Origin of the sequence: Actinoplanes sp. NPDC024001 (genome assembly GCF_040638955.1) — a bacterium.
Classification (GTDB): domain Bacteria; phylum Actinomycetota; class Actinomycetes; order Mycobacteriales; family Micromonosporaceae; genus Actinoplanes.
In genome coordinates this window covers 84318-96851 of sequence record NZ_JBEZZB010000012.1, presented here as the reverse complement: position 1 = coordinate 96851, position 12534 = coordinate 84318, and the positions used below count along the sequence as shown (strand labels likewise).

Sequence of the window (12534 nt, the reverse complement as noted above, 5' to 3'; positions counted from 1 at the left end):
GCGGCGGGCAGGCGGCCACGCCCACCGAGCCGGCGCCGCCGGCTGAGCCACCCGCTGAGCCGGCCGCACCCGCTGAGCCGGCCGCTCCCCTCACCGAGGCCGAGGTCGACGGCGAGGCGCTCGCCGACGAGATCGACACCGAGCTCGCCGCGCAGGCCGCCACCACCACCCAGGCCGCGCCGAGCCGCGCCGAGCACGACGAGTGGCACGGGATCGTGCTGGTCACCGGCACCGACACCGAGGTCGGCAAGACCATCGCCACCGCCGCCATGGCCGCCGCCGCGCAGGGCGCTGGCCTGCGCGTCGCCGTGATCAAGCCGGGTCAGACCGGGATCGCCACCGGCGCCCCCACCGACGCCGAGGTGGTCACCCGGCTGGCCGGGCCGGCCACCGTCCGCACCCTGGCGGAATACCCCGAGCCGCTCGCCCCGCTCGCCGCCGCCAAGGTGGCCGGGCTGCCCGCGCTGGACCTGTTCGACGTGGTCGACGCGATCCGGGCCGAGGCCGAGAAACACGATCTGGTGCTGGTGGAGGGCGCCGGCGGGCTGCTCGTGCCGATGGGTCTGCGGCCCTCCGGCGAGCCGTGGACCTTCGCCGACCTGGCCACCACACTCGGCGCCCACATGATCGTGGTGGCCCGCGCCGGTCTCGGCACGCTCAATCACACCGCGCTCACTCTGGAAGCGCTGAACCGCCGCGGGGTCCCGGCCCGGGTGATTCTCGGCGCCTGGCCGGCCGAGCCCGAGCTGGTGCACTGGGCCAACCTCGGCGAGCTGGTCCCGCACCTGGTCGGAGCCCTGCCCGCCGGCGCCGGATCGATGGACCCGGGAGTGTTCCGCCGGTCCGCGCCGGGCTGGCTCACCCCGGCCCTGCACGGCGTTCTGGACAATTGGCGCGTCTGGGCAGAAGAGGCGGGCTGACGCCACGCCCGGCACAATTACTGTGCCGGGAGGTGGTCCACATGCAGACTGGCGGCGTGGCTTTCACCCTGACGATCGATTGCGGCGGCGGCGGCATCAAGGGTTCGGTGCTCGACGAGGCCGGCACGATGCGGGCGCACCCGATCCGGGTGCCGACACCGTACCCGTTGCCACCTGACCTGTTCGTCAAGACGCTGGTGAGTCTCGGTGAACAGTTGCCGAACGCCGACCGCGTCACGGTCGGCATGCCGGGGATGATCCGGCACGGGGTGGTGGTGGCGACCCCGCACTACGTGACCCGCAGCGGGCCGCGGACCAAGGTCGACCCGGACCTGGTGGAGGCGTGGCGCGGGTTCGACGCGCGGACCGCGCTGGCCGAGGCGTTCGGCCTGCCGACCCTGGTGCTCAACGACGCCGAGGTGCACGGCGCCGGGGTGGTCGCGGGCACCGGCTGCGAGCTGGTGCTGACCCTCGGCACCGGGCTGGGCTGCGCGCTCTTCGACGGTGGTGAGCTCGCCCCGCACCTGGAGATGTCGCAGGCCCCGGTGCGCTGGGGGATGTCCTACGACACGTACATCGGGGAGCACGAGCGCCGCCGCCTCGGCGACGCGCTCTGGTCCCGCCGGGTCCGCAACGTCATCGAGGGGCTGCGGCCGGTCTTCCTCTGGGACCGTGTCTATCTGGGCGGCGGCAACTCGCGGCTGATCACCCCGACGCAGCTGGCCCGGATGGGCGACGACGTCGTGGTGGTCCCGAACACGGCGGGCATCGTCGGTGGCGTCCGCGCGTGGACGCTGGGCCGTCGCAAATGAGTCGATCAGCCAGGATCTGATCCCCCGTTGGGCCCATCGGCCTGTCGGGTGCACGACAGGGCCAACTAATCCATACATGTAGATGCTTCGCTGCGTGAGATCCACTCACGGGGGAGGTCTACGATCATGTCATCCGCCCATGCCCTTGCGCGCGCCCGGTGGCTTGCCGGGTTCTGCGCGGTTCTCCTGGTCGGGACTCTGGCGCCGCCGGCCGATGTGCCGGCCCGCGCCGAGCCCGCCGAAGTCCCGAAGGTAACCGCCGGCCAGGCCCCGCAGGCCCGGCCGATCCCGGCCGAAGCGGCGCCGAACACCGCGGTGCGCGCCGACCAGCGACCGCCGGTCGTGCCGCCCGCGGTGACCGCCGGCGGTAAAGCCGAGAAGGTCGGCAAGGCCGAGGTCGCCCGCGCCGCGGCCGCCGCGCCGGGCGAGGCCTTCACCGACCTCCTGCTGCGTCCCGGTTTCGTGGTCGGCGACACCTCGCTGGTGACCTACTTCAACCTGAAGGACCAGAGCTTCGAGCGGTGGCGGGTCGATCTCTACGAGACCGGCTCACAGACCCGGCAGGAGTCCGTCGAACTGGGCCGCGACCAGCTGCAGAACAGCAACTGCGGCAAGGTGCGCTCGTTCTGCAAGTCGCTGGGTGCGGCCGAGGGCTGGCAGCTCGACCTGGCGAAGAGCTACTTCGTCACGATCACCGCGCTCTACCCGGACGGCGAGGTGCCGTCGGCGAACTCCGAGGACGCGCAGCCGCGTACCACGATCGACCCGCCGGCGATCCCGGACCGGCAGGCGGCCGGCTGCGGGTGCAGCGTCGCGCTCGGCATGACCGGCGCCAGCCAGGCGACCCGGGCGATCGGGGTGAACACCGGCACCGGCGCCTTCACCCGGACCGAGCAGGACCTCGGGATGCCGTCGTTCGGCGTCCCGTTCATGTCGAGCCGGGCGTACTCGTCGCTCAACACCGGCGCGTCGGCGTTCGGCCCGGGCTGGGCCTGGATCTACGACATGAAGATCACCGCCGTGGACGGCGGTGTCCTGGTCCGGGCCGAGGACGGTTCGGACACGCTGTTCAAGGCCGACGGCGACGGATACGTCCGCCCGCCGGGCGTACGGTCCACGCTGCGCAAGGCGGGTGCCGGCTGGGAGCTGGTCACCCAGAAGAACATCGTGTACGCGTTCGACGCGCAGGGCCGGCTCACCTCGATCCTCAACCCGCGTGGAGTGGGTCTACGGTTCGCCCACACCGACACGGCGATCACGGTGACCGACGCGTCCGGCCACTCGGCGCTGGTCAAGCTCGCCGGCGGGCTGATCCAGTCGATCTCGCTGCCGGACGGCCGCAAGACCCTGTACTTCTACACCGACGGCCGGCTCACCAAGGTCGCGGACGCGACCGGCGCGTTCTGGCAGTACCGGTACGACGCGGCCGGGCTGCTCACCAAGGTGATCGACCCGTACCTGGTGACCACGCTGACCAACGAGTACGCCGCGAACGGCCGGGTCGCCCGCCAGCTCGACGCGCTCGGTGCCGCCACGACGTTCGTGTGGGACGCCGCCAAGCAGGAGACGGCGACCACCGACGCGGACAACGTGATCGTCTGGGACGGCTACAAGGGCAACGTGCTGCTCTACTCGCAGCGCGGCAACGGCGACACCAACAGCCACCGGTACGACGGCACCCTGAACCGCAACCTGGTGGTCAACGGCAACCAGAACCAGCACGAGTCCCGCTACGACGCGGCCGGCAACCTGATCGAGCAGGTCGCCCCGGGCCGCAAGTTCAGCGAGAAGACCCAGTACGACGCGCGCAACAACCCGACCACCCACGTCGACGCCGACGGCCAGACGTGGAAGGACGAGTACAACGAGTTCGACGAGCTGGTGAAGTCGACCGACCCCGAGGGTCACTCGATCACTTACGCCTACGACAGCCGCGGGCTGCCGCTGACCGTCACCGACCAGCGCGGCAAGGTGACGCGTTACGAGAACATCCCGGACGGCCAGCTCAACGCGGGCCTGCCCAAGGCGGTCGTCTCCGCGGAGGGCCGGCGGGTCGAGTACGGCTACGACAGGGTCGGCCGGAAGGTCACGGTGACCGATCCGCGCGGGACGGTGGCCGGCGCGAAGCCGCAGAACTACACCACCCGCACCGCGTACGACGAGCTGGACCGTCCCGTCGCGGTGTACTTCCCGGGTAAGAGCCGGCCGCAGACGAGTGAGTACGACCTGGCCGGCCGCCTCCGGAAGACCACCACCCCGGGCGGGGTCAGTGTCACGCACGCCTACCTGAACAACGGACTGCTGAGGGCGACCTACGAGGCGCGCCGCACGATGGTGTTCACGTACACCGCCGCCGGCCGCCGGTTGACCGCGGCGGTCGACATGAAGCACCAGCCCGACCTGGTCACCAGCTGGGCGTACAACGCCAAGGGCCTGGTCGAGTCGACCACCTCGCCGCGCGGCAACGTGCCGGGCGCCACCAAGGCCGACTTCACCACCAGCTTCATCTACGACAACAACGACAACGTGATCCAGATCCGCCGGCCCTATCCGGGCGGCCAGGTGCTGGTCCGCGATGTCAAGGTCGACGACCTGGACCGCACCGTCGAGAAGGTGGACGAGCTCGGCGGCACCTCCCGGTTCGACCGCCAGAACAGCGGCCTGGTCCGCGGCACCAGTGACAATCTCGGCCGGACCACCGGAATGTCGTACGACAAGGCCGGACGGCAGACCGGGATCACCGACGCCGGCGGCGCGCAGACCAAGACCGAGTACGACCCGGCCGGTAACAAGATCAAGCAGATCTCGGCGACCGGTGGGATCACCACCTACGAGTACACCGACGACGGATTCCTCGCCTCGGTGACCGAACCGCGCGGCAACGTCGCCGGGGCCGACAAGGAGCGCTTCACCGCGCACTTCGAGTACGACCTCGCCGGCAACCAGGTGAAGAGCATCGACGCGCTGAACAACGTCAGCACAGCGAGATACGACGCGCTGAACCGGCTGGTGTCGAGCACCGACGCGAACAAGCACACCACCCACTACACCTACAACGACGACGACCAGGCCCGGACGGTGACGGCTCCGAACGCCGAGTTCGACGCCGACGACCCGGAGGAGCAGTCCACCCTCTACACGTACGGCGAGGACGGCGCGCTCACCTCGATCCGGGACCCGCGTGGCAACCGAACCGTCATCGAGTACGACGAGGCCGGTCGGCTGATCCGCAGCACCGACCCGAACGAGCGCACCACCTACGCGAAGTACGACGCGGACGGCAACCGCACGCACACGTTCACCCTCGGCGACGACGACGAGCTCGACGACCTGAGCGACAAGGAGCTCGCCAAGCGCACCATCGTCGACGAGTACGACATCGTCGGCCGGCTGTCGAAGCGGACACTCGGCACCGGCGGCCCGGTCCACCAGTGGACCTACGACGCCAAGGACCGGGTCGCCTCGTACGGTGACCCGACCGGCGCCCGGGACGTCACCTACGACGACGAGGACCAGATCAAGACGGTCACCCGGAGGGAAGCCGGCCGGCCGAACGAGGTCTTCGCGTACGACTACGACAAGCGGGGCAACGTCACCGACCGGAAGTACCCGGACGGCACCGTCGTGTCGTACGGCTACGACGCGGCGAGCCGGATCACCTCGCTCACCGCGCAGGGCGGCTCGGCCGGCGCGAACGGGGCGTCGTGGAGCTTCGGCTACGACGTGGCCGGCCGCCGGACCACGACCACGCTGCCCGCGGCCACCGGCCTGACCGAGAACCGCAGCTACGACGACGCCGGACGGCTGGTCGCGATCGGCACCGAGCGCACCGGCGATCCGGTGCCCGGGGTGCAGGACCCGGTCTCCCGCTACGACCTGACCCTCGACCCGGTCGGCAACCCCAGCCGGGTGATCACCACGCGGGGCGGTGTCGCCGAGTCGGTGGCTTACGCGTACGACGAGGCGGACCAGATCACGTCGGCCTGCTACGCCGTCGCGTCCTGCACCGACAGGAACGCCAAGCCGGCCGGCCGGATCGACTACCGGTACGACCTGGTCGGTAACCGGACCAAGCAGATCCGCACCGGCACGGCCGGCAACGACGTCACCGAGTACGAGTACGACGACGCCAACCAGCTCGTCGAGGAGGAGGTCGAGGGCCCCGGACACGAGCGGGAGACCGAGTACGCGTACGACGCCCGCGGCAACCAGATCAAGGCCGGCGGTGACCGGTTCGAGTACAACCTGGACAACAGCCTGGCGAAGGCGACCCTCGCGTCGGGGCACAGCACCACGTTCAACTACGACGCCACCGGGTTGCGGGTCTCGTCCACCTCGGTCTTCCAGAACAGGTCCGAGACCCAGCGCTGGTCGTGGGACGTCGCCGGAACCCTGCCGCAGATCGCCGTCGACACCGTCGAGAACAGCGCCGGGGCAACCGTCGAGAAGCGTGGCTTCACGTACGGTCCGGACGACGAACCGCTGGCACTGCTCGACCCGGCGAGCGGGGTGCACGCCTACACCCACGACTGGCTGGGCGGCACGGCGAACATGCTGTCGCCGACCGGCACGGTGGAGAAGGGCTACGACTACGACCCGTTCGGCAACCCGCGGGTCGGCGAGAGCCTGGCCGGTCAGCAGACCCCGGCCGAGAGCATCGAGAACCCGATGCAGTACACCGGGGCGTACCAGGACTCCACGTCCGGTGCGGGCAACTACTACCTGAGGGCCCGCAACTACGACCCGGGCACCGGCCGGTTCGGCAGCCGCGACCCGATGCCTACCGGGCAGGGCGCGACGTCGGACTACACCTACGCGGCCAACAACCCGCTGGCGTTCACCGACCCGACCGGCATGGTTCCGGAACCCGGTTCGACCGCCGCGCCGGCAGCCGACCCGGTGCCGGCCGGCCCGTCACCGGAGGAACTGGCCCGGGCGCAGCAGATCCAGTCCAAGAGCACCCTCGATGTGATCCTCGAGGCCGGCGGTCAGATCCTGATGGAGTTCCTCGGGATCAACGACATCCTCAACTGCCTCAAGGGTGACCTGGGCGCCTGCGTCTCGATGGTCATCGGCGCCCTGCCCTGGGGCAAGATCTTCAAGGCCAAGAAGATCGCCGAGGCGATCTACCGGGCCGGCAAGGCCGTGGTCACCTTCTTCCAGGAGCTGAAGTGGGCCCGGGCGATCATCCAGGGCGCGGAGAAGGCGGCCGAGGCGGCCAAGGCAGCAGCGGCGGCAGCCGCCAAGGCGGCAGCGGAGAAGGCCGCGGCGGTCAAGGCGGCCGCGGAACGAGCGGCCAAGAAGGCCGCCGCCGAGGCCGCGGCCAAGGCGAAAGCGCTCGCCGCCAAGAAAAAGGCAAAGACCAAGAAGAGCGGCTGTACGGGTGAGGAGCCGCACAGCTTCGTGGCCGGCACCTCGGTGCTGCTCGCCGACGGATCGACCAAGCCGATCGAGGAGATCGAACCGGGCGACACGGTTCAGGCGACCGACCCGGAGACCGGTGAGTCCGGCGCACGGCAGGTCACCCACACCATCCGTACCGACGACGACAAGAAGTTCGTCGACCTGACCGTCACCGGCGACGACGGTGCGAAGGACACCGTCACCACCACCGAGACGCACCCGTTCTGGTCCGAGAGCCGCGGGAAGTGGGTCGACGCCGGCGAGCTGCGCACGGGCGAGTTGCTGCGGACCTCGGCCGGCACCTACGTCCAGCTCTCGGCGGTCCGGTCCTACCAGCACAGCGCTCGCACCTACGACCTGACCGTCGACGACCTGCACACCTACTTCGTGCTGGTCGGCGCCGCTCCGGTCCTCGTCCACAACGTCGGTTGCGGCGACGCGGCGAGCCTGCCGGTGGACTACCCCCGGCGCTCCACCGGAATCCTCGACATCGGGGTCGACGAGATCCCGTTCGTCAGCGGGCCCTCGCCGAGGGACGTCACCCAGCGACTGGGCGGCTTCGTCGACTACCTCAGGTGGGGTCGCTCGCAACTACCCGGCCAGACCCCGAGCAACTACCACCACGTGGAGATGCAGGCGGCTGCCTTCATGCGGCTGAACGGCATATCTCGCGGAACGCTGCACATGGGCGGGCAACAGCCCACGGTGTGCCCGCTCTGCCGGGGCGGCGGCCCGAACACACCGCTGAATGTCGGTCCCATCGCGGATCTGCTACCCCAGGGGGCACGGTTGACCGTGGTGTTCCCCGGGCGCACACCGCTGACATTCGTGGGGAACGCAAACTGAGTTGACGGGAGACGGGCGGTGTGACCGAAGTGCGGTCGCGCCGCCCGTCTCCATGAAGTCACCAGGCGTCCGCGGTGCCTCCCCACACCAGAAGATCCGGATCGATCGCGGAGAGATGCCGCTGCAGGGCATCGTGGTCGAGGCCGGCGATGTTCAGCCGCACGTGCTGGTCGCCGGCGGGGTAGCCGCCGGGCGGGGTGGCGACCTGCGCGAGCGCGTCCGAGCCGATGTAGAGGCGGGCCCCCGGATCCGGATCCGCGGCGGAGAAGATGCCCAGCGCGGTGAACTCACGCAGGACGGCATGCGCCTGATCGACCGGCACGCTGGGCACGAAGGCGCTGTTGCCGGAACCCAGGATCGCCTCGGTCAGCGTGGCCTGAACCAGGAAATCGCCGAGCGACAGTCCGGTGGTCTCCCAATCGCGGCGCACCGGGTCGCCCACGAACACCTCGTGCTTGCCGGTAGCGAGATCCACGGCCCAGACGTAGCCGCCCTGATTCTCGACCCAAAAGATCATCTTCTGGTCGTCCTCCGGGCTGAGCTCCTCGAACGGCAGCGGATAGTCCTGGAACGTGACCGGATCTTCCCAGGCGGAGACGGCGCGATGCCATTCCACCAGCTCCGCCGGGACGAGAGCGCCGGCCGGGGAGCCGATGACCGGTTCCCGTTGCGGTGGGCCGTACCACCGGGTCAGGAAATCCGTCAGCGAATCACGATCTCGATCGAAGAGGATCGGCATGTGCCGAGCATAGGATCCGCCGCTCTCAGGTGGTGACCTGCCAGACGGTCGTGCGGCGGACCGGAACGCTCTCCAGGGCCTCGGAGACCGGCACGTCGTAGACGGCACGCTGGATCAGGCCCTCCGGCAGGTAGGCCCGGCCCGGGTCGCCGACCAGCACCAGCGAGCCGCGGCCGGCCGCACGCCGCAGGAACGGCAGGACACGGCCGGCCATCTCCCGGCTGTAGAAGACGTCGCCGGCCAGCACCACCCCGTAGCGGTCGTCGCCGTCGAGCAGGTCGCCCTCGACCAGCTCGACCCGCACCCCGTTGGCCTCCGCGTTGGCCTCGGCCGCGGCCAGCGAGAACGGGTCGATGTCGTTGGCCGTGACCGGGTGCGCGCCGGCCCGGGCCGCGGCCACCGCGACCAGGCCGGATCCGGTCGCCAGGTCGAGCACGCTGCGCCCGGCGACCAGGTCCGGCTCGTCGAGGATGTGCCGGGCCAGGGCCTGACCACCGGCCCAGGCGAACGCCCAGAACGGCGGCGGCTGCGAAGTCCCGTCCGCCTCGGTAACCTCCCAGAGCGCGATCGGCTCCTCGGCCTGCCGAAGGGTGATCTCCGGGATGAACGGGACCGGCGCCGGAACAGTGTGGGCGCGCACGAACTCTAGAGGCACCTCCTGATTGTGCCGCTTTCGCTCAGATCACCGGCTCCCGGGCCGATCAGTCCGATATCGGGATGGCTCGGGAGGGAGCAGAGCAGGATGCCGACACGGTGGCCCGCCGCTCTCTTCGGTGCCTGCATGGTGGTGCTCGCCGTCGCCGCGGCCGTACAGCCTGGCCTGGAGATCCCGCTGCGCCTGGTGGCCGGGCTCTCCGCGGTCGCCGTGGTGGCGTTCGGGATCCGCCGCAGCCGGCCCGACGACGTACGGCCGTGGTGGCTGCTCGCGGCCGCGATCGCCCTCTCCGCGGTCGGCGGTTCGGCGGCCGGGGCGCCGTCGTTCATCACCAACTGGCTGGGCTGGCTGGAGCCGGCCGGCACCGCGCTGCTGCTGCTCGCCTATCCGGTGCTGGCCGTGGCGCTGGCCGGTTTCGTACGCCGCCGGACCAACGCCGCCCGCGACCGCGCCGGACTGCTGGACGCCCTCACCGTCACCTCCGGGGTGGCGCTGCTGATCTGGACTTTCGTGATCGGGCCCCGGGTGGAGGGCTCCCCCGGCGACGGCTGGATCGGCCTGGCCATGCCGGTGGCCGACCTGCTCTGCCTCGGCCTGCTGATCCGGCTGGCCACCATGCCCGGCCGGCTGGTCGCGCCCGGGCACTGGCTCGGCGCCGGCGTGTTCGCGATGCTGGTCGCCGACGTGGCCGGCGACGGCACGCTCGGCCACCTCGCGTTCTACGCCGCGGCCGGCCTGGCCGCGCTGATCCCGTCGATGGCGGAGCTGACCCGCCCGTCCGAGGTGCCGCCCAGCGAGACCGGCCGGGGACGACTGGCCCTGCTCGCCGTGGCGGCCCTCGTCGCGCCGACCGTGCTCGTGGTCAAGATGTTCCGGGACGGGCAGGTCGCCGGCCTGACCATGGTGGCCGCGCTGAGCATGCTGATGATGCTGCTGGTCCTGGCCCGGATGGCCGGCATCATGACGAGCCACCGGCAGGCGATGACCCGCGAACGGGCCCTGCGCGAAGCCTCGGCGGCGCTGGTCTCCGCGGTCGACGCCGAGGCCGTCGGTCTCGCGGTACGCACCGCGGTCGCCCAACTGCTCCCCGGCGACGTACCGCACGGTGTGGTGCTGGCGATCGCGATCACCCAGGCGGAGCCGCAGTCGCCGGAAGCCGCCGCGCAGGCCGCCGTGGACCGGGCCACCGGCACCGCCGCCCGCCTGGTCACCACCCGTGACGTCGACTGGGCCGTCGCGGTACGGCTCACCCAGTTCACCCAGACGTTGCGCTGCCCGATGGTGCTCACCGACCGGCCCGGCGGCGACCCGCTGGTCGGTGTCCTGCACGTGGGGGCGCCGACCTGGGCGCTGCTGGAACTCCAGCGGTCCGTGGAGGTGCTGGCCGGCCAGGTCGCGCTGGCGCTGGAACGGATCGCGCTCGGGCAGGAGGTGGCCCGGCGCAACAGCGAGACCTACTTCCGCACGCTGATCCAGAACACCGCCGACGTCATCGTGATCCTCGACGAGCAGGACCGGATCCGGTACGCGAGCCCGTCCGCCGTCGGGGTGTTCGGCGGTGACCCGACCGGCGCCCAGCTGCCCGAGGTGATCCATCCCGGTGAGCGGAACCGGCTCGCCGACGTGCTCACCGCGGTCCGGGGCGGCGACCAGTCGCAGCGGCAACTCGACTTCCGGGCGCGCGGGAACCGTCGTACCGAAGTGTTGCTGGAACTGCATTGCCGTGACCTGCGTGCCGAGCCGACCGTGGCCGGTCTGGTGGTCACCATGCGGGACGTCACCGAGCAGCGCCGCCTCGAACAGGAACTCACCCACCAGGCGTTCCACGACGCGATGACCGGCCTGGCGAACCGGGTGCTCTTCAACGACCGGCTCCAGCACGCGCTGGCCCGCGGCGCCCGGGACGGCTCGGTGGTCGGTGTGCTCTTCATCGACCTGGACGACTTCAAGATCGTGAACGACACCCTCGGGCACGCGGTCGGCGACCAGCTGCTGATCGCGGTCGCCCACCGGATCGCCGGCTCGCTGCGCGCCGACGACACCGCGGCCCGCCTCGGCGGTGACGAGTTCGCCGCGCTGGTGGAGAACGTGAACGACCCCGGCGCCGTCGAGGAGACCGCCAACCGCATCTTCGCCGCTCTCGCCGAGCCGATCGAGACCGACGCCAAACCCCTGTACGCGGCGGCCAGCATCGGCATCACCACCACCCCCGAGGCGAACGACGCCGACGAGCTGCTGCGCCAGGCCGACCTCGCGCTCTACGTGGCCAAGGGTGCCGGCAAGAACCAGTGGCGGCGCTATCAGGCGCACCTGCACAACGAGATGGTGGAACGTCTGGAGCTGCGCTCGGCGCTGGACCACGCGGTCAACGAGGGGCATTTCCTGCTGCACTACCAGCCGATCGTGGACCTGGCGGCGGGCGTGGCGACCGGCTTCGAGGCGCTGGTCCGGTGGCACCACCCGCGGCGTGGGGTGATCACGCCGGACCAGTTCATCGAGGTGGCCGAGGAGAGCGGGCTGATCCTGCCGATGGGCCGCTGGGTGCTGGAGGAGGCGCTGCGCACGGTCGCCGAGTGGCGGCGCATCCTGCCGCCCGGCCAGGCTCCGTATGTCAGCGTCAACGTGTCGGTCCGGCAGTTCCGGGAGAGCGGCTTCGTCGACCAGGTGCGGACGGCGCTGCAGCACACCGGGGTGCCGCCGCAGGGCCTGATGCTGGAGATCACCGAGACGCTGCTGGTCAAGGACGACGAGGAGGTCTGGGCGAACCTCGGCACGCTGCGCGACATGGGCATCCGGATCGCCATCGACGACTTCGGGACCGGCTACTCGTCGCTGGGCTACCTGCGCCAGCGCCCGATCGACGTGGTGAAGATCGACAAGACGTTCATCGACGACATGATCACCAGCCAGCAGCCGTTGGCGTTGGTGAGTGGCATCGTCAGCCTGGCGCAGTCGCTGGGTCTCACGGTGGTGGCGGAGGGCATCGAGAGCGCTACCCATCGGGAGTTGCTGGTCCGGATGGGGTGCCCGCTGGGACAGGGCTATCTGTTCTCCAGCCCGCTCGGCCCGACCGAGGTGCTCGCCTGGATGCGCAACGCCCAGCCGATCGCCGTCTGACCGATCGCGCGTCCCCTGTCCGCAGCGCGGGGCAGATCCACA

6 protein-coding genes are annotated in these 12534 nt (G+C 70.8%); 4 read left to right on the top strand and 2 right to left on the bottom strand.

Annotated elements, in window-relative coordinates:
* Window positions 1-212 precede the first annotated feature (212 nt).
* From bioD to AB0F81_RS07330, 3 genes are all read left to right on the top strand, one after another.
* Complete coding sequence (gene bioD / locus AB0F81_RS07340) at window positions 213-920, top strand: dethiobiotin synthase (RefSeq protein ID WP_360192427.1); 708 nt, start codon at window positions 213-215, stop codon at window positions 918-920.
* Between the two features lie 56 nt (window positions 921-976).
* Window positions 977-1732, top strand: coding sequence for an ROK family protein (locus AB0F81_RS07335; RefSeq protein ID WP_360192411.1), 756 nt, complete (start codon window positions 977-979; stop codon window positions 1730-1732).
* Between the two features lie 126 nt (window positions 1733-1858).
* On the top strand, window positions 1859-7981 hold the full coding sequence (locus AB0F81_RS07330) for a polymorphic toxin-type HINT domain-containing protein (protein ID WP_360192409.1): 6123 nt from the start codon (window positions 1859-1861) through the stop codon (window positions 7979-7981).
* 58 nt (window positions 7982-8039) lie between these two features.
* On the opposite strand, the gene AB0F81_RS07325 is transcribed toward AB0F81_RS07330, so the two are convergent.
* Window positions 8040-8720: a hypothetical protein gene (locus AB0F81_RS07325; RefSeq protein ID WP_360192406.1), complete on the bottom strand. Its 681-nt coding sequence runs from the start codon at window positions 8718-8720 to the stop codon at window positions 8040-8042.
* A 25-nt stretch (window positions 8721-8745) separates the two neighbouring features.
* Window positions 8746-9375, bottom strand: coding sequence for a 50S ribosomal protein L11 methyltransferase (locus AB0F81_RS07320; RefSeq protein ID WP_360192403.1), 630 nt, complete (start codon window positions 9373-9375; stop codon window positions 8746-8748).
* Window positions 9376-9462: 87 nt separating this feature from the next.
* On the opposite strand from AB0F81_RS07320, the gene AB0F81_RS07315 reads away from it, so the two are divergent.
* Entirely contained in the window at window positions 9463-12492 is a 3030-nt protein-coding gene (locus AB0F81_RS07315) for an EAL domain-containing protein (protein WP_360192400.1), read from the top strand.
* Window positions 12493-12534: the final 42 nt, after the last annotated feature.

Coding starts and splice junctions, on each gene's coding strand:
- AB0F81_RS07330 (WP_360192409.1), top strand. CDS start 1,859: ATGTCATCCGCCCATGCCCTTGCGCGCGCCCGGTGGCTTGCCGGGTTC.
- AB0F81_RS07325 (WP_360192406.1), bottom strand. CDS start 8,720: ATGCCGATCCTCTTCGATCGAGATCGTGATTCGCTGACGGATTTCCTG.
- AB0F81_RS07315 (WP_360192400.1), top strand. CDS start 9,463: ATGCCGACACGGTGGCCCGCCGCTCTCTTCGGTGCCTGCATGGTGGTG.